Origin of the sequence: Phytohabitans houttuyneae (genome assembly GCF_011764425.1) — a bacterium.
In the GTDB taxonomy this organism is placed as follows: Bacteria; Actinomycetota; Actinomycetes; order Mycobacteriales; family Micromonosporaceae; genus Phytohabitans; species Phytohabitans houttuyneae.
Window position 1 is genome coordinate 3,782,431 of sequence record NZ_BLPF01000001.1, and the last position, 17,904, is coordinate 3,800,334.

Sequence of the window (17,904 nt, forward strand, 5' to 3'; positions counted from 1 at the left end):
GGTCACTCGTAGCGGAGGGCGTCGATGGGGCGCAGGCCGGCCGCGCGGTTGGCCGGCACGCTGCCGAAGAAGAGGCCGATCGCGACCGAGACGCCCAGGGCGAGCGCGATCGAGCTGGGCACGATGATCGGCTTTACGCCGACGATCGTGAAGTTGCTGCCGACGAGCGCGGCCGCCACGCCCAGACCACCGCCCAACAGGCTCAGCATCGTCGCCTCGGCCAGGAACTGGGTCAGGATCACCCGGCGTGGCGCGCCGAGCGCCTTGCGGATGCCGATCTCGCGGGTCCGCTCGGTCACCGTGACGAGCATGATGTTGGTGATGCCGATGCCGCCGACCAGCAGGCTGATGCCGGCCACCGCCCCCAGCAGCGTCGTGAACGTGTCCGCGGTCTCGGTCTGCGTCTCCAGCAACTGCGACGCGTTTTGGATGCGGTAGGGCTGGGTGGTCGAGCCTGCCGTCGTCTCGATCCGCTGGGACAGGATGAGCGAGACCTGCGACTGCGCGTCGGCGACCTTTTCCGACGAGCTAGCTTCCACGATGATCGAGTTGAACGGACCGTATCCGACGAGCGCCTGCTGCACCGCGGTGAGCGGCGCGATGGCCAGGTCGTTGGCGTCCATGAAGCCCGAGGCGCTGCTCTTTTCCTCCAGCACGCCCACCACCGTGAAGAGCGCGCCGCTCACGGTGATCTCCTCGCCGACCGGGTCGAGGCCGGGAAACAGCTCCTCCGCGACCGTCTGCCCGATCACGACCACCCGGCGTCCCTGCGCCACGTCTTCTTCGGTGAACGCGGACCCGGTTTCCACCGGCGAGTTGGACGCGCCGAAATAGCTCGGATAGCTGCCGACGAACTGCTGCACCGAGTGGTCGGTGCCCTCATACGTGAGGGTCGCCTGCGTGCTGGCGACCGGCGACACCGAGGTGACATCCGGCGCGAGCACCGGGTCGTCGAGTGCCTCGGCCACCTCGCGCGTCAGCACGTCGCCGCCGCCGACGCCCTGCACGGTCAGCGTCTTGGTGCCCAGCGCCTCGATCCGCTCGGCCACCTCGCGCGCCGAACCGTTGCCCACCGCGACGAGCAGGATCACGGCGGCGACGCCTATCAGGATGCCCAGCATCGTGAGGCCGGAGCGGAGCTTGTTGGCCCCGATCCCGCGGACCGCAAAGCGCAGCACCTCGAAAACGCTCATGCCCGTCCTCGCTCGTGCACGGCCGGCTGCTGCCGGAGGTCGGCGGAGATCTGGCCGTCGAAGAGCCTGATCAGGCGGCTGGCTCGGGCGGCCACGTCTCCCTCGTGCGTGATGAGCAGGATCGTGCGGCCCGCGGCGTGCAGCTCGTCGAAGATGCCGAGGATGTCCTCTGTCGACCGGCTGTCGAGGTTGCCCGTGGGCTCGTCGGCCAGCAGCAGCGCCGGCTCGGTAACAAGTGCGCGCGCCACCGCGACGCGCTGCTGCTGGCCACCGGACAGCTGGTTGGGCTCGTGGTCCGCCCGGTCCGCGAGCCCAACCATGTCCAGTGCGACCCGCGCCCGGCGCCGGCGCTCCGCCGCCTTCACCCCCGCGTATGCCAGTGGAAGCTCCACATTGGCCAGTGCGCTCGTGCGGGGGATCAGGTTGAAGGACTGGAAGACGAAGCCGATCCGCCTGTTGCGCACGAGGGCGAGCTGGCGGTCGTTGAGCCGGCTCACGTCGACACCGTCGAGCAGATACCGCCCTGCGGAGGGGATGTCGAGGCACCCGAGGATGTTCATCAGCGTGGACTTGCCAGAGCCGGACGAGCCCATGATCGCGAGGTATTCACCGCGCTCGACGCTCAATGACACTCCGCGCAGGGCGTGCACGGTGGCTGCGCCTTCGCCATACACCTTGGTCACGCTGCGGACGTCCAGGACGGTCACCGGCCACCACCGGGGGTCGCTGGCCGCCGCCCGGGAAGCCTCCACCGCCGGGGAGCCCACCGCCGCCGGGGAAGCCGCCGCCGGGGAACGTGCCCTGGTTGGTGGAAGTGCTCGACGTGGTGATCACGACCTGCTCGCCGACCGTGAGCCCCGACTTGATCTCGGTGGCGCTGTCGCCCTCAAGTCCGATCTCGACGGTGCGCACGACCCGCTGGCCGCCCTCCAGCACGGTCACCGTGTGGCGGGTGCCGACGCTGGTGAGGGCCGCCGAGTTGACATACACCACGTTTTCCGCCTGCCCGACGGTCACCGACACCTCGACGCTCTGACCCGCGCGCACCCCGTCGGGCAGCGTGTCGAGCGTGAACGTCACCCCATACGTCACGACGTTGTTTTCCGAGGTCGCGTTGGGGTCGATCGCGGCGAGGCTGGCCGTGGACTCGGCACCGGGCAGCGCATTCCACGTGACGGTGCCGGACTGCCCGCTCTTGAGCTTGGTGGCGTCGGCCTCGGCCACCGATGCGGCCACCTCCAGCCGCGTGAGGTCTGCGATCTCGACGAAGCCCGACGATGACGAGTCGGACCCGTCGCCCCCGGTGCTTCCACCGCTCGACCCGCTGCTCGACGCCGAGCTGCCCACCGTGCCGTTGACCGCTGTCACCGTGCCGGCCATCGGCGCCTTGAGCGTGGTGCCGGCGACCCCGTCCTCGGCCTCGGCGACATCCAGCTCGGCCTGCTCGACCTCGGCCTCCGCCTCCGCCGTGTCGCTGTCGGCATCCTCGGCGCGGTCGAGCGCGGCCTGCGCGGCGTCGAGATTGGCCTCGGCGGCGTCGAGCTGCCGCTGCGCCGCGGTGCCGTCCACCTTGGCGAGCACCTGGCCCTTGGTCACCTTGTCGCCCACCTGGACGTGGATCTCGGTGACCGTGCCGGACGTGTCGAACGAGGCGCTCGCGGTCGACGCGCTCTGCACCGTGCCGGAGGCGGAGACCGTCGCCGTGACCGTGCCCTGTGCGACCGGAACGGTGCGGCTGTCACCGGTGCCCGTCTCGGCGGCCTCGGCCCTGGCGAAAGACGTGTATGCCCACGTCGCCGCGGCGGCCAGGACCAGCGCGAGCGCGACGTTGACAAGCAGAGCCGGGGACAGGCCCAACCTCGGCAGGGATCGGCGCATGCGCGAAAGCTTGGAGGAGGCGCCTCGGAGCAACCCCCGCGCTAGCTCAAAGGTGACTGGGAACCCGTCGGCAGCAGCACCCGGAACGCGGAACCCTGCCCCGGCCCCGTCTCCAGCTCCACCCGGCCGCCGTGGCTGCTCACGATCGCCGCCACGATCGAGAGCCCGAGCCCCGAGCCGCCGTTGCGCCGGGCGCGGCTCGGATCCGCGCGGTACAGCCGCTCGAAGATGCGCCCCGCGTGCTCGGTGGGCACGCCCGGACCGTTGTCGGCGACCTCCAGCACGGCGATCGGGGTGCGGCGCGGCAGGTCGTCACCGACCGCGGCGGTCGTGGACCGGTGCGGCCGGTACGTGCTCAGCCGGCCCACCCGCACGGTGATGTCGGCCTGCGGCGGCGTGTGCTGGAGCGCGTTGGCGACGAGGTTGGTGGCGACCTGGCGGAGGCGGTGCTCGTCGCCGAGCACGGTCACCGGCTCGAAGCCGCACTCGTCTCCGCCGAAGCTGGCCAGCCGCACCGGCCGGTCTGGGCGCCGCGCATGCGCGTCACGGATCGTGTCGGCGGCGATGGCGAGCAGGTCGACCGGGCGCCGCTGCGGCTCGCGCTGGCGGTCCAGCTTGGCGAGCAGCAGCAGGTCTTCGACCAGCAGCCCCATCCGCGCCGCCTCGGCCTCGATGCGGGCCATCGTCTCGTCCAGCAGGGGGCCGTGCGGGGCACCACCCCGGCGGTACAGCTCGGCGAAGCCCCGGATCGACGTGAGCGGTGTGCGCAGCTCGTGCGAAGCGTCCGCGACGAACTGCCGGATGCGCTGCTCGGACGCGGTGCGCGCGGCGACCTCCGACTCGATCCGGTCGAGCATCGAGTTGAGCGCGATGCCGAGCCGTCCGGACTCGGTGTGCGGGTCGGCGTCGTCGACGCGGCGGGTCAGGTCGCCCGCGGTGATCTCGGTCGAGGTCGACTCCATCCGGGTGAGCGGGCGCAGGCCGATCCGGACGACCGACGCCGCGACAAGGCCGAGCAGGAGGAGCACCACGAACATCACGATCAGGTCGATCACCAGCAGCAGGTCGGCCGTCGCCTCCACCTGGCGCAGCGAGACGGCGGGAACGGCAACGCCACCGTCCTCGCGCGCGACCACCACCACGCGCCAGAAGTCTTCGCCGTCGGCCGACTCCACCGTGAACGGCTTGCCGCCGACCCGCTTGGACACCTCCTCGAACGAGCCAACCTCGGGTGGAGAGATCTCCTCCGAACCCATCATCGAGCGCTGGTTGCCCTGGGCGTCGTAGATCAGCATCGTCCGGTACAGGTCGAACTTGCCGCGGGGGAAGCCGTCGTCGTCGGGGCGGACCCGGATCGGGCGATCGTCGGCGGCCATCCGGCTCATCCCGATGAGCTGCTCGTCGATCTGGTCAGTCAGGTAGCGCTTCAGCAGCAGGATGCCGGCCGCGTTGGACGCGATGAGGGCCACCGCGGTCAGCGCGGCCACCACGACGACGAGGCGGGACCGGAGGGTCCAGTGCCGCCACCTCGGCATTTTCATTCGTCCGGGGGGCGGGGCAGGCGCAACGCGTAGCCGACACCGCGCACGGTGTGGATCAGCGGCGGCTCCCAGCAGTCGATCTTTTTGCGCAGGTAGTACACGTACGACTCGACGATCCGGCCGTCGCCGCCGAAGTCGTAGCTCCACACGCGATCGAGGATCTGCGCCTTGCTCACCACCCGCCCCGCGTTGACAAGCAGGTAGCGAAGCAGGTTGAACTCGGTCGGCGACAGGTCGACGAGCCGCCCGCCCCGGCGCACCTCGTGCGCGTCCTCGTCGAGCTCCAGGTCGGCGTAGCGCAGGACGCCGCCGTCGCCGTCACCCTCCGGCTCGGTGCGGCTGCGCCGCAGGATCGCCCGGATGCGGAGCACGACCTCCTCCAGGCTGAACGGCTTTGTCACGTAGTCGTCGGCGCCGACCGTCAGCCCGGAGATGCGATCCTCGACCGCGTCACGCGCCGTCAGGAACAGCACGGGCACGCCCGGACCCGAGCCGGACCGCAGCCGCTGCGCCACCTGAAAGCCGTCGAGGTCGGGCAGCATCACGTCGAGCACCACGAGGTCGGGCTCGAACTCGACCGCTGTGGCGAGGGCCTCGTGCCCTCCGCTCGCCACGCGCACGTCGAAGTCGATCAGCCGCAGCGTCGCAGACAGCAGGGCACAGATGTTGGGCTCGTCGTCGACGACGAGCACTCGGGTCAAACGGCCAGCCACGTCACTCTTGTACGGGAACTGCCTCGGAGTTGGCTGGGAACTACCTAAGCGCCAGCTATGACAACTTCGTCGCCTTCGATAAGTCCGCTCTTGACCTCGGTGAACTGGTCGCCCCGCAGGCCGACCTCCACCGTGCGGGTCTCGTCCCCCGCCGCCGTGCGGACGACGACCTTTCCTTCGGCCCGCACCGCCGTCGACGGCACCCGAAGCACGCCGGTGACCTCGCCGGTCTTGACCCTCACACCCGCGCTCTGACCGACGAGAAGCTCCGCCGGCACCTCCTCGAACGCGAGCACCGCGCCGTATCGCACCATGTCGCCGTCTGCGGTGCCCACCGGGCTGACCCGGACGACACGCGCGGCGAACTCCTCGCCCGGCCGGTTGGCAAGCGTCACCGTGGCACTCAGGCCCACCGTGAGGCGGCCGGCGTCGGCCTCGGGAAAGTCGGCCGCCACCTGCATGCCGGCCACATCGGCGAGCGAGACGAACGTGCTGCCCGCGCGGACGTCGGCACCCACGGCTCCGCCGACCGACAGCACCTTGCCACCGATCGGTGCCGTGATCTTCGTGCCCGCCAACTGGTCCTCCGCCTCGGCGAGGGCGAGCTCCGCGCTCGTCACCCGCTGCTGGGCGGCGAACACCGCATCGCCGCCCCGGGGCGCCCCACCAGGGCAGGCGGAACTCTCCCCGCCACCGGGCACCTGGCCACCGTCGGGTCCGGACGGTGCGCTGCTATGGGGTGGCTGGCTTGCCGACGGCGCCTCCGTGCTCCGCGACGGCGACGGGGATGGCGACGGCTGGACGCTCGGCGACGGGGACGGCGTCGCGGACGGTGAAGGGGTCGCCCCGCCGCCCGACATCAGGGCGACCTGCACCACCTGCCCGCCCACGGCGGCGGAGACCGCGCAGGTGCTCGTCCCGCTGTCGGCGGCCTCCTCCGCCTCGTCGAGCGCCTCCTCGGCGTCGTCGAGCGCGTCCTGGGCGTCGTCCACCCGCTCCTGCGCCTCGGTGGCGTCGATCTCGGCGAGCACCTGACCAGCCTTGACCTGGTCGCCGGCGCGCACCTTGACCGAGGTCACGGTGCCGTCGATGGCGAAGCCGAGCGTCCGCGTCTGCGCGGGCTCGAGCGAACCCGTCGTCGCCACCGCCGTGGCCACGTCGCCCCGGTCGACCCGCGCCGTGGCGGCCTCGGCCGTGGGTGCCGGATCGCCGCTGGTCAACGCATACGCCCCCGCGGACGTGAGCACGACGACCAGCACGACGAGGCCGCACACGACAAACCGCGTGCGGACACGCCACTTCCTCCGGCGAACGCCCATGAGCCGCGAGTCTCGGCCGTCCACCTCGCAGCCGCCTGAGCCGTACCTCGGAGTTTGCTCAGAGTCGATTCGAAGGGTTCTCCGAGCTTCGCCTGACGCGGCATGGAGGTAGCGGCGGTTGCATGAGCCGGCGTGCCGCGGAGTTCCCCCAAGCCCGCGGCACGACCAAGGCAAGCCCTCGCGGCACGCCCACTGATGGAGGACCTGTGTCTCTGCGCGCGCGTTGGACCCTCGCTCTGGCAGCCGGATCGATCGCGGCGCTCTTCGTCGCCGCGGGGTGTGGCGGCTCGGATGGCGGCTCCGATGACTCCGGCCAGGCTGCGACAGGCTTCTCGGCCTACATGGACTGCCTTCGCGACCAGGGCATCGACATCCCCGACACGACGGCGTCCGGCCGGCCGGGCGGCTTCCCGTCGGGGCGTCCGACCGCGTTCCCGTCGGGCTTCCCCTCGGACCGTCCGACCGCGTTCCCGTCCGGCGGGCCGTCGGGCGGGCCGGGTGTCGGGCCGTCGGGAGCGCCCGGTGGCGGTCGGATGGGCAGCGGCTTCCGGCCGGAGGGCGTCGACGACGCGACCTGGCAGAAGGCCCAGGAGGCGTGTGCCTCGCTGCGACCGACCGGCGGCCCGGGCGGCCCGGGCGGGCAGGGCGGCCCAGGCGGGGGCAACCGCGAGGCGGACGCTGCCTACCGCACCTGCCTCTCGGACCGCGGCGTCGACCTGAGCGCCAACCCGAGCACCACCGACCCCAAGGTCAAGGAGGCCATGGAGGCGTGCGCGGTCCTGCGCCCGAGCGCCTCGACCACACCCTAGGAGCGGGTCACCAGCGGTTGATCAGGGAGTCCGGCGCGGCCAGCCACAAGGTCCCTGATCAGCCGGGTCAGTCCTCGACGAAGCGAGGGCGTGCGACCGCGAGCCCGGCGACGGTCTGTGCCAGCGCGGCGGCGATGAGAAAGCCGATCGGGATGTTCCACCCACCGGTGATCTCGTAGAGCGCGCCGACGACGAGGGGGCCGAGCGCGGCGATCAGGTAGCCGAGGCTCTGCGTGAAGGCGGACAGCGCCACCGTCCCCTCGGGCGTCCTCGCGCGCAGGCCGATCGTCACCAGCGCGAGCGGAAACGCGCCCTGGCCGATCGAGAGCAGGACCACCCACGCGACGGCGCCGCCGTGTGGGGCGAGGATGAGGCCGACGTACGAGGCGATCATCATGGCCGACAGCGCCAGCACCAGCGGCCTCAGGCTGCGCAGCCGCATCGCGAGCGCGGGCATCACCAGCGCCACCGGGATGCCCACGGCGGTGACGCCGGCGAGCAGCAGGCCGGCCGTCTGCGGGCGGTAGCCGGAGTCGCGGAAGAGCTGGGCCAGCCAGCCCATCGTGGCGTACCCGCTCAGTGCCTGCGTGCCGAAGTAGATGGCCATCGCCCAGCCGACCCGGGTGCGGGCCGGGCGCACCCGCCCGTTCAGCGGCGCGGCCGTCGCGTGCGTGCCGGAGCGGCGGAGGATCACCGGGAGCCACGGCAGCACCGCGACCACGGCGAGCACCGACCACGCGCCCAGCCCCGCCCGCCACGAGCCGAAGGCGTCGGCGATCGGCACTGCCGAGGCGGCGGCCACGGAGGCGCCGGCGGTCAGCGAGACCGTGTACGCACCGGTGACCAGCCCGGTTCGCGTCGGGAAGTACTGCCGCACCAGCAGCGGAAGCAGGATGTTGGCGACCGCGATGCCGGCCAGGGCCAGCGCGCTCGTGGCGATGAACACGACCGTCGACCCGGTGGCGACCCGCACCGCCTCGCCCGCGACAAGCGCGACCATCGCGGCCACGACCACGCGGCCGGGCGAGAAGCGGCGCACCAGCCAGGGTGCGATCGCGCCGAACGCGGCGAACGCGATCGTCGGCATCGTCGTGACCACGCCGGCCATGGCACCGGAAAGGTGCAGGCCGGTGCGCACCTCCTCGAGGAGGGCGCCGAGGCTCGTGATGGCGATGCGCAGGTTGAGCGCGACGAGCAGGATGCCGGCGAGGATGAGCGCGGTGCCGCGCGTACGGGCAGCCGGTGCGGTCTCGATGGCGGCGGAGGCAGGGGCGGTGAGTGTCGATGCTGGCGGAGCCACGAGGACCATCCTAAAATCATGGGATGATTTATGGTCGGGTGATGTAACCGATGCCACTAGCCGCAGCTCACGAGGTGGGAGCCGGCCACCGCGGCATCACACCCACCCGTTCCCGCCCCACCCTTGTCCGGCAGGTGATCGACCAGCTCCGCGAGCAGGTCGCAGCGGGCGAGTGGCCGGTGGGCAGCCGCATCCCGACCGAGCCGCAGCTTGTCGAGGCGCTCGGCGTCGGGCGAAACACGGTTCGCGAGGCGGTGCGGGCGCTCGTGCACGCCGGGGTGCTGGAGTGCCGCCAGGGCTCGGGCACCTACGTGATCTCGGTGGACGAGATGTCCGGCGTGGTGGGCCGCCGGCTGGCCGGGGCACAGGCTGCCGAGGCGGTCGAGGTGCGCCGCGCGTTCGAGGTCGAGGCGGCGCGGCTGGCGGCGATGCGCCGTACCCCCGAAGACATGGCGGCGCTCGACGGCGCGCTGGCCGACCGCGAGGCCGCGTGGCGATCAGGCCGCGTCGACGATTTCGTGGAGGCCGACGCCGTGCTGCACACCGCGATCGTGGCGGCCGCGCACAACGCGATGCTGGCCGAGCTTTACGCCTCGTTCGGTGCGGCGATGCTCCGCGCCTCGATCGCGACCTGCGTGGGCGACGAGCTGCGCCCCGAGCACCGCGTCGACCACGACCGCCTCGTCGATGCCATCCGGGCGGGAGACCCGACGCGGGCGGCCGCCGAGGCTGGGGCATTTCTGGAGGTATGACGCCGGGACCACTACGGTGCTGGGCATGCTCAAGGGTTTTAAAGACTTCATCATGCGCGGAAACGTGGTCGACCTCGCGGTCGGCATCGTGATCGGCGCCGCGTTCACAGGCGTGGTGACCCAGTTCACCAAGTCGTTCCTGGAGCCGCTGGTGCGGGTCATCTCGGGCGGCGAAGGCATAACGGCCGGTGCACCAAAGATCCGGGGTGTCGCGTTCGACTGGGCGGCTTTCATCAACGCGGCCATCGCCTTCCTGCTCACCGCAGCGGCGCTCTACCTGTTCGTCGTGGTGCCGATGAACAAGCTCGCCGAGCGCCGCCGCCGCGGCGAGGAGCCACCGCCCGCCGCCCCCAGCGAAGAGGTCAAGCTCCTCACCGAGATCCGCGACGCGCTCATCTCCACGCGGGTACCCGAGCAGCACCGCAGCGCCCTCGACAACCTCGTCAACAAAGATCGACCCGCCGACCGTTAGTCGAACATCCGTTCTATACAGTGCTCCGATGGAACAGCGAAAGCACTGGTGGAACGGCAAGTGGGGCCGGCTAGCGCGCCGGGACGTGTACCTGCGCGCCGACGCCGACCAGTGGTTCGTGGAGCAGCGCGCGGGCGGGGCCGAAGGGCTGTCCCGCTTCTACGAGTACGACAGCGAGGACGAGGCCTACGAGGCGGTCCGCGCGCTCCTCGCCGGTCCGGACGAGTGGCGCCGACTAGATGGCAACACTACCTAGGTAGCTGTGCTACCTTCCCCGAGTGGATCAGGACCGGCGAGGGCAGTGGCTGCGCGGCGTGCTCGACGTCTGCGTGCTCGCCCTCCTGGCCCGCCGCGAGTCGTACGGGTACGAGCTCGCCCAGGCCCTCGACCGCGCCGGCCTCGGCCAGATCCAGGGCGGCACGCTCTACCCCGTCCTCCTGCGGCTGCAGCGCACCGGCCTTGTCGCGGCCCACTGGCGCGACGGCGAGTCCGGGCCGGCCCGCAAGTACTACCGGCTCACCCCGTCGGGCGAGGAGGCCGTGCGCCGCCTTTCGACCGACTGGCGCGCCTTCGCCGGCCGGGTGGACGACCTGCTCATGGAAGAGGTGACCAGTTGATGACCGACGAGAGGTGGCTGCACGCGCTCGGCCAGGAGCTGGCCCGGCACCGGCTCGCGCCGGAGGTCACGCACCACGTGGTCGCCGAGGCCGCCGCGCACCTGCGGGACAGCGGGCAGCCGGCGTTCCGGGCCTTCGGGACGCCGGAGGGCTACGCGGCCGCGGTCGCGGAGAGCCTTGCCAGCCAGCGCCGCCCGCAGCGGCGCCCGCCGGGACGCGTGCGGTTGCAGGCCCGCCAGATCACCAAGAGGTACGGGCGGCGCACCGTCCTGCGCCCCACGGACCTGACCATCCGCGCGGGCGAGGTGGCCGCGATCGTCGGGGCGAACGGGTGCGGCAAGAGCACGTTCCTGCGCATCTGCGCCGGCCTGCTGTCGCCGGACTCGGGCGACGTGGCGGTCGACGGCGTGCTGGGCTACTGCCCGCAGGACGGCGGCACGTATGACTTCCTCCTTCCCGAGGAGCACTTCGTGCTGGTGGGCGCCGGCCGTGGCCTCGACCGTGCCCACTCGCGGCGGCTGGGACGCGCCGGCGCCGCCTCGCTCCAGTGGGATGCGGGCGAGAGCGTGCAGGCGCGGCACCTCTCCGGCGGCACCCGGCAGAAGCTCAACCTCGTGATGGCCGCGCTCGGCGACCCGGACGTGCTGCTGCTCGACGAGCCGTACCAGGGCTTCGACCGCGGCACGTACCTCGACTTCTGGCAGCACGTGTGGCGCTGGCGCGACGAGGGGCGGGCGATCGTGGTCGTCACCCACCTGCTCAGCCAACTGGACCAGGTCGACCAGGTGCTCGACCTGACGCCCGACCGCCGAGGAGTCGCCGCATGAAGCTGCTGACCGTCGCCGAGATGGCGCTGCGCGAGCTGGCGCGCCGACGGGGCGTCCTCCTGCTGCTCCTGACCTTGCCCCTGCTCTGCTACCTGGTCCGCCACGGCCAGGTCGGCCAGTCGATCCGCTTCGTGCTGCTGGGCCTCGCCTGGGCGGTGAGCACCGCGGCCCTGTTCGCCAGCGGGACGAGCCGCCACATCGAGCCGAGGCTGCGCCTGTCCGGGTACCGCAGCCACCATCTCTACCTGGGCCGGCTGACCGCGATGTGGGTGCTCGGGCTGGCGGTCGCGGCGCCGTTCTTCGCGCTGATCGCCATCGACCGCGGCGGCCAGGTGCGGCTCGGTGCGCTGGCCGCCGCGATGGTGCTGGCGGTGACGGTCGCCGCCCCGTTCGGCCTCCTGATCGGCGCGCTCATGCCCCGCGAGCTGGAGGGCACGCTCATCCTGCTGGTGACGATCAGCCTGCAGATGATGATCGACCCCGCCGACCAGATCACGCGGCTCACGCCCTTCTGGTCCAGCCGCGAGATCGGGACGTACGCGGTCGACCACACCGGCAAGGAGTACCTGGTCCGCGGCCTCGCCCACGGCATCGCCGTCACCCTGCTGGCGACCGCGCTCGTGGCGATCGTGTTAACCGTCCGTTTGCGGAGCCGCCCTCACTTGCGGTACGCACCCCGTTAGAGGGGGTGTCCCGATGGCTGACGAAGACCGCCGCACCGACCGGCTACGGCGCAGGTGGGACCGCGTGTCCGGGTCGTACGACGGCATCATGACCCCAGCCGACCAGCGCTTCTTCGGCGACACCCGCCAGTGGGTGTGCGGCCAGGCCACCGGCGAGGTGCTGGAGGTGGCCATCGGCACCGGCCTCAACCTCGTGCACTACCCGGCCGGCGCGCGGTTGACCGGCGTGGAGTTCAGCCCCGGGATGCTCGCGCTCGCCCGCCGCCGCGCCACCGACCTCGACCGCGCGGTCGACCTGCGCGAGGGCGACGCCCAGGCACTCGACCTGCCCGACGCCGCCTACGACACGGTGGTGTGCACGTTCGGCCTCTGCGCGATCCCGGACGACCGCAAGGCGCTCGCCGAGATGGACCGCGTCCTGCGCCCCGGCGGCCTCCTGCTGCTGGCCGACCACGTGGCCGCCGGCCCGTGGCCGCTGCGCGCGGTGCAGTGGCTGGCCGAGCTGGTCAGCGTGCCAATGGCCGGCGAATACTGGCGGCGCCGCCCGATCCGCCACGTCGAGGCGATGGGCTACATGATCGAGCGGCACGACCGCTTCCGCCTGGGCATCGTCGAACGCCTCGCCGCCCGCAAACCCACCGCTGGTACCTCATAGCGGTACCGACGACGGGCGTCAACCTCCACCGGGTAGTAGCGCACGCGCAAACTACTCACCGTTCGCCGATCCGAATTGCCAATGGCCGGTGGCCGTTAAGTGAGATCGGCCGTACCGCCGACGATGACGGTGGGCCGTCAGGGCCGCATTTTTCGATAGATCGGCCCGCATCGTTGGGCTCATTTCTGATCACGCGCCGTGTAACTTCCAGTACTACTGCGGTATCGAGGAGGTTGCGAATGTCCGAGGACACGTGGCTCGCCGCTCGGCTGATTCCCACATCCGGCATCAATGGCGCTGAGGAACAAGAGCGAAGAGCAACCTCGGCCGTTCTCGCGGTGATGAGCGCGGTACGCGAGTTCGGACGCGCTCTTACCCAGCCGTTCGGTGCACCGGCGGGCCCGGTTCAGACCTTTATCGAGGTCCCGTTCAAGCTCGGCGACAAACAACTCTTTCCCGATGGCCTCATTCGCGTATCACGAGGTCAGCGGCAGTGGACCGCTCTGGTCGAGGTCAAGACGGGAAGCAACGAGTTACGCACGGAGCAGGTGGAGGCGTACCTGGAGATTGCTCGCGAGCAAAGCTTCGACGCCTTGATCACGATCTCCAATGAGATACCGGCAGTCGCGGGCCAGCACCCAACACCCGTCGACAAGCGAAAGCTGCGAAAGGTCAGCCTCTACCACCTGCCGTGGACCGAGATCCTCACTCAGGCCGTCATGCAGAAGGAATACCGCGGTGTGGCCGACCCGGATCAGGCATGGGTCCTCGGCGAACTGATCCGCTACCTCGAGCATCCTCGTTCCGGTGCCATGGAGTTCAGCGACATGGGCCCGGCGTGGGTGAGTGTTCGCGACGGCGTGGCGGCTGGGACCGTCCGCACGGGCGACACAGTTGTCGCAGAAGTGGCCGGACGCTTCGACGCGCTGATGAGATACGCCTGTCTGCGCCTCGGTCGGCGACTCGGCGCAGAAGTGACCCCCGCACTAAGCCGACGCGATCTGGCGGAGCCCTCCCTACGAACCCAAACTTTGGTCAGTCAGTTGAGCACGACGGGCGCCATGACCGGAGGTATCAAGATTCCGGGCGCTGTAGGCGCGATGCAGGTGACGGCGGACCTTCGCGCTGGACGAGTGATTTGCCATGTAGATGTGGACGCACCCAGGAGCGGAAAACCGACGACACGCGTCAACTGGCTGGTGCGCCAACTGAAGGACGCGCCTGAGACTACGCGGGTGGAAGCGTTCGTGATGCACAGCCGTGGCGACGGCACCGCCGGGCTCCTCCGCCAGGTGCGAGCCGATCCGGCCACGTTGATCAGTGATCCGGCGAAGGAACTCCGCGCGTTCCGTGTGGCGATGTCGGCTCCCGCCGGCTCGAAGAGGGGAACGGGGCGAGGGGCATTTATCGACTCGGTACTTGCCGCGATCGACGACTTCTACGAGCAGGTGATTCAAAACTTGAAGCCGTGGATGCCGGCACCTCCGCGCCTTCGCACGCCCGAAGACATTCAGCCGGTTGAACCGGTCTCGCCCAGCCTCGTCTCAACGGCGATCTCTTCTCAGGATGGCGCGACGACCAATCCTCCGGTCGTGGAGCAGCGGAAGGTGGACGAGCCACGATCGCCCGCGGACGCAGTTCACGTCGGAGCCGCTCCACAAGCGGGAGCCGACGACACGTAGATGTGGGATCAGGTGCGGAGGGCGGGCAGCGTGATGGTGAACGTCGTACCGACGCCGAGCTGGCTCGCGACCGTGATCGTGCCGCCATGGTCCGTGACGATCTGGCGGGCGATCGAGAGCCCCAGGCCGCTCCCGCCCGTACGCCGTCCGCGCGCCGAGTCCGCCCGCCAGAAGCGGTCGAAGACGTGCGGCAGCGACGCCGGCGCGATGCCCGTGCCGGTGTCGGCGACCCGCAGCACCACCGCGGTGCCGTCCACCGTGGTCGAGAGCGTCACGCTGCCGCCGGCGGAGGTGGCGCGGAGGGCGTTGGTGACCAGGTTGCCCAGCACCTGCCGCAGGCGGTCGGGGTCGGCGTGCACCTGGGCCGGCCCCGGCGACGCCACCATCAGGCGCACGCCGGCCGACTCGGCGACCGCGTGGTGGGCGGCGCGGGTGGTCTCCAGCACCTCGGCCATGTCGATGACCGTGCGGTGGTACGCGAGCGTGCCCGCCTCGGCCAGCGCCAGGTCCTGCAGGTCGTTGACGATGCGCTGCTGGAGTACCGCCTCCTCGTGCAGCGACGTGAACAGATCGGGGTCGGGCTCGATAACGCCGTCCTTGAGCGCTTCGAGGTAGCCGCGCAGGTTGGCAAGCGGCGTACGCAGCTCGTGCGCGACGTCGGCCACCAGCCTCCGCTGCCGCTCCTCGCCGCGCTGGAGGGAGTCGGCCATGCGGTTGAACGTGCGGCCCAGCTCGGCCACCTCGTCGCTGCCCACCACCGCGACCCGGCTCGTGAGGTCGCCGCGCCCCAGCCGGCGGGCGGCCTCGGTGAGGCTGCCGATCGGGCGGAGCACGCGGCGGCTGAGCAGGGCGGTGCCCGCGAAGGCGAGGATGGCCACGCCGGCCGCGGCGGCGAGGATGGGGGCGGGCGAGAGGGGTGTACGCGGCTCGCCGGCGAACCCCAGCGTGACCCGCAGCGGCTTCGGGGCCACCTCGCTGATCAGGTCGGTGAACGCCTGCGAGAGGCAGATCGGGAGCGCTTCGCCGGCAACCTCCGGCTCCTTGCAGGCGGCGATCCGCCGCTGGTCGAACTCGTTCTCGCGCGGCGACTCGGCCGAACGCGCGTAGCAGTCCTTCAGGACGGCCGGGTCGCCGTCGCGGGCCTGAAACGTGGGCACGCCGAGGGCACCGTCGATCTTCAGAATGTTGTACCCAGCTCGGTACATGCACGCCGCGAAGCGCACGCCCGCGCGGTAGCTGCTCACCGCCTTGTCGGTCGCGACGAACGGCTCGCGCACCTCGGCAAGCTCGATCTTGGGTCGGGGATCGACGAGCGTGACCGAGGTGCCGAGCTTGCGGGCGGTGACACCCTGCAGCGTGTCGGTGTCGGACACCACCTCGCCCGACTCGGTCGCCAGGTGGATCCGCTGCCCCGTGCTGACGCCGAGATCCGAGACGAGGCCGGCCACGCCCTCCCACGTGCCGTGCGTCTGCCCGTACTGGAGCAGCTCGCTGGTCACCTGGTCGATCACCGCGCGGTCGGCTGTCTCGGAGTCGGCGATCTGCTGCGACGCCTGGCGCAGCACGATCCAGGCGGTGGCACCCACGGCGGTGACGGCCACGAGCGTGACCAGCACCAACACGCGAATCCGGAAGCTCACGCCCGTCCTCGCTTCGCTGCGGGCGGACGCGAGCCACGAGACGCATTGAGCCAAACGGTTCGCTCGCTACGCTCGCTCACGACTCGGCCAACCGGTACCCGCGCCCGTAAACGGTCTGCACGTAGCGCGGCTCGGCCGCGTCCTCCTCGATCTTGCGGCGGAGGTTCATCACGTGCGCGTCGACCGTGCGCTCCAGCACGTAGTGGTCGAACCCGAACGCCCGGTCGATGATCTGCGCCCGCGTGAACGCCCGACCCGGCTCGCCCGCCAGAACCTCCAGGATCCCGAACTCCTTGGCCGTCAGCACGATGGGCCGCCCACCCACGCGTACCTCGAATCGCCCTGGATCGATCTCCAGATCGCCGACCTTGAGGATGGCCTGGTTACCCGCTGTGACCGCGCCCGCGCGGCGCAGCAGTGCGCGGACGCGCGCAGCCAGCTCGCGAGGGCTGTACGGCTTCGTGATGTAGTCGTCCGCCCCCACGTCGAGGCCGAGCAGCATGTCGTCCTCGGTGGTACGCGCGGTGAGCAGCAGGATCGGCACCTCCGACTCGCCGCGCAGGATGCGACACACGTCAAGGCCGTCGACCTGCGGCATCATCACGTCGAGCACGACGAGGTCGGGACGGCGCGCGCGGGCGTTTTCCAGCGCGGTGCGCCCGTCGCCGACCACGAGCACACTGTGGCCCTCCCGCTCCAGGTAGACCCGGATGAGGTTCGCCTGCTTGGGGTCGTCCTCGGCGACCAGGATCCGCGCGCTCATGGCCGTCCTCGCTTCGCTGCGGGCGGCCACGAGGCTCCAGGCGCACCGCACCCGATGATTCGCTCGCTGCGCTCGCTCATGGTGTCCAATAGTGCCTGGTACCGCGATGAAGATGCAGTGAAGAACGCCGGGCAGACAGCTTCTTCAATGGTTCTTCACCGCCGCCTCCGTACGGTGCGTGGCATGGGACGCGAAGAGGAGGAACGGTGGCGCCGCGCCGCCCGCCGCCGGATACGGGAGACGATCGCGCTGCGGCGGGCCGTCGCGGCGGTCCAGGAGGAGGAGCAGCGGCGTGCGGCGTAGGAACCGCGCGCTGGCCTACGTCGTGGTCAGCGTGGGCGCCGTCGTGGGCGGCCTGACATTTGCGGCCGGCGGCTTCGCGATTCGCGACAATTCATCATCAGGTACGTCAAACACCTGGTCCGGACCACCGACGGCGGCGCCAGAGACGCCCGTCGAGTCGACGCAGGCGCCGCCGTCCACGACGGCTCCGCCGACGTTTCCGCAGAGCGGCGAGGGTAGCTTCCGGCGCGCGACCGGCTCCGCCAAACGCGTGGGCAGCGGCAAAGTGCTGCGGTACCGCGTCGAGGTCGAGCGGGGGTTGGAGCAGACGCCGGGCGAGTTCGCGCAGTGGGTCGACCGCATCCTGGCCGACGAACGGGGGTGGACGGCGGGTGGCCAATGGGCCTTCCAGCGTCCAGCGGGCGGATCGGTCGACTTCATCGTGAAGCTTGCCAGCCCCGACACCGTCGACGAGATCTGCGGCCGCTACGGCCTGGACACCGGCGGCGAGGTCTCCTGCCGCGGCCAGGAAAACGTCGTGATCAATGTGAAACGGTGGGTGCTGGCCATACCGGCGTACGCGGGCGATGTCGACATGTACCGCCATCTTGTGGTCAACCACGAGGTCGGCCACTTCTTGGGCCACAGCCACGTGACGTGCCCCGGAAAGGGGCGGCTGGCGCCCGTGATGCAGCAGCACATCTTCGGGATGAACGGCTGCGTACCCAACGGGTGGCCCTTTCCCCGCGGCCGCCCGAGATAGCCGCCGGCAAGGTCT

Annotated in this window: 19 protein-coding genes; 10 read left to right on the top strand and 9 right to left on the bottom strand. The window is 70.9% G+C overall.

Features of this window, described 5'->3' with window-relative positions; genetic code table 11:
* Window positions 1-2: 2 nt before the first annotated feature.
* From Phou_RS16915 to Phou_RS16940, 6 genes are read right to left on the bottom strand one after another with little or no spacing between them, the layout of a single operon-like run.
* Entirely contained in the window at window positions 3-1,193 is a 1,191-nt protein-coding gene (locus tag Phou_RS16915) for an ABC transporter permease (protein ID WP_173056902.1), read from the bottom strand.
* The gene (locus tag Phou_RS16920) at window positions 1,190-1,900 is read right to left on the bottom strand and encodes an ABC transporter ATP-binding protein (RefSeq protein WP_218579039.1); all 711 of its coding nucleotides are present in this window, start codon (window positions 1,898-1,900) and stop codon (window positions 1,190-1,192) included. Before Phou_RS16920 ends, Phou_RS16915 begins: the two co-directional genes overlap by 4 nt.
* On the bottom strand, window positions 1,800-3,071 hold the full coding sequence (locus Phou_RS16925) for an efflux RND transporter periplasmic adaptor subunit (RefSeq protein WP_173056903.1): 1,272 nt from the start codon (window positions 3,069-3,071) through the stop codon (window positions 1,800-1,802). The genes Phou_RS16920 and Phou_RS16925 overlap by 101 nt, the downstream gene beginning before the upstream one ends.
* Before the next feature lie 41 nt (window positions 3,072-3,112).
* Complete coding sequence (locus Phou_RS16930; RefSeq protein WP_173056904.1) at window positions 3,113-4,606, bottom strand: sensor histidine kinase; 1,494 nt, start codon at window positions 4,604-4,606, stop codon at window positions 3,113-3,115.
* 2 nt (window positions 4,607-4,608) lie between these two features.
* Window positions 4,609-5,325, bottom strand: a complete 717-nt coding sequence (locus Phou_RS16935; RefSeq protein ID WP_173056905.1) for a response regulator transcription factor — start codon at window positions 5,323-5,325, stop codon at window positions 4,609-4,611.
* A gap of 44 nt (window positions 5,326-5,369) precedes the next feature.
* Window positions 5,370-6,644, bottom strand: a complete 1,275-nt coding sequence (locus tag Phou_RS16940) for an efflux RND transporter periplasmic adaptor subunit (RefSeq protein ID WP_173056906.1) — start codon at window positions 6,642-6,644, stop codon at window positions 5,370-5,372.
* 206 nt (window positions 6,645-6,850) lie between these two features.
* Between Phou_RS16940 and Phou_RS16945 the strand changes: the two genes are divergently transcribed.
* Window positions 6,851-7,453: a hypothetical protein gene (locus tag Phou_RS16945; RefSeq protein WP_246273593.1), complete on the top strand. Its 603-nt coding sequence runs from the start codon at window positions 6,851-6,853 to the stop codon at window positions 7,451-7,453.
* A 67-nt stretch (window positions 7,454-7,520) separates the two neighbouring features.
* Here the strand turns inward: Phou_RS16945 and Phou_RS16950 are convergent, their stop codons facing one another.
* Window positions 7,521-8,762, bottom strand: a complete 1,242-nt coding sequence (locus Phou_RS16950) for an MFS transporter (RefSeq protein WP_173056907.1) — start codon at window positions 8,760-8,762, stop codon at window positions 7,521-7,523.
* Window positions 8,763-8,803: 41 nt separating this feature from the next.
* On the opposite strand from Phou_RS16950, the gene Phou_RS16955 reads away from it, so the two are divergent.
* From Phou_RS16955 to Phou_RS16990, 8 genes are all read left to right on the top strand, one after another.
* On the top strand, window positions 8,804-9,505 hold the full coding sequence (locus tag Phou_RS16955; protein WP_173056908.1) for a FadR/GntR family transcriptional regulator: 702 nt from the start codon (window positions 8,804-8,806) through the stop codon (window positions 9,503-9,505).
* A 25-nt stretch (window positions 9,506-9,530) separates the two neighbouring features.
* Window positions 9,531-9,977, top strand: coding sequence for a large conductance mechanosensitive channel protein MscL (mscL, locus tag Phou_RS16960; RefSeq protein WP_173056909.1), 447 nt, complete (start codon window positions 9,531-9,533; stop codon window positions 9,975-9,977).
* 28 nt (window positions 9,978-10,005) lie between these two features.
* A complete protein-coding gene (locus Phou_RS16965; RefSeq protein WP_173056910.1) occupies window positions 10,006-10,233 on the top strand; it encodes a hypothetical protein in 228 nt (75 codons plus the stop codon).
* A 22-nt stretch (window positions 10,234-10,255) separates the two neighbouring features.
* A complete protein-coding gene (locus Phou_RS16970; RefSeq protein ID WP_173056911.1) occupies window positions 10,256-10,594 on the top strand; it encodes a PadR family transcriptional regulator in 339 nt (112 codons plus the stop codon).
* Window positions 10,594-11,421 (top strand): ATP-binding cassette domain-containing protein, encoded by an 828-nt coding sequence (locus Phou_RS16975; RefSeq protein WP_173056912.1) that lies wholly within the window; start codon window positions 10,594-10,596, stop codon window positions 11,419-11,421. Before Phou_RS16970 ends, Phou_RS16975 begins: the two co-directional genes overlap by 1 nt.
* A complete protein-coding gene (locus Phou_RS16980; protein WP_173056913.1) occupies window positions 11,418-12,104 on the top strand; it encodes a hypothetical protein in 687 nt (228 codons plus the stop codon). The genes Phou_RS16975 and Phou_RS16980 overlap by 4 nt, the downstream gene beginning before the upstream one ends.
* Before the next feature lie 13 nt (window positions 12,105-12,117).
* A complete protein-coding gene (locus tag Phou_RS16985; protein ID WP_173056914.1) occupies window positions 12,118-12,759 on the top strand; it encodes a class I SAM-dependent methyltransferase in 642 nt (213 codons plus the stop codon).
* A gap of 239 nt (window positions 12,760-12,998) precedes the next feature.
* Window positions 12,999-14,441 (top strand): stress response protein, encoded by a 1,443-nt coding sequence (locus tag Phou_RS16990; protein WP_246273594.1) that lies wholly within the window; start codon window positions 12,999-13,001, stop codon window positions 14,439-14,441.
* 8 nt (window positions 14,442-14,449) lie between these two features.
* Here Phou_RS16990 and Phou_RS16995 read toward each other — a convergent pair whose 3' ends face one another.
* Complete coding sequence (locus Phou_RS16995; protein WP_173056915.1) at window positions 14,450-16,081, bottom strand: sensor histidine kinase; 1,632 nt, start codon at window positions 16,079-16,081, stop codon at window positions 14,450-14,452.
* A 76-nt stretch (window positions 16,082-16,157) separates the two neighbouring features.
* Window positions 16,158-16,844 carry a response regulator transcription factor gene (locus Phou_RS17000; protein ID WP_173056916.1) on the bottom strand — a complete coding sequence of 229 codons (687 nt, stop codon included), beginning with the start codon at window positions 16,842-16,844 and terminating at the stop codon, window positions 16,158-16,160.
* Between the two features lie 292 nt (window positions 16,845-17,136).
* On the opposite strand from Phou_RS17000, the gene Phou_RS17005 reads away from it, so the two are divergent.
* A complete protein-coding gene (locus Phou_RS17005; RefSeq protein WP_173056917.1) occupies window positions 17,137-17,889 on the top strand; it encodes a DUF3152 domain-containing protein in 753 nt (250 codons plus the stop codon).
* Window positions 17,890-17,904: the final 15 nt, after the last annotated feature.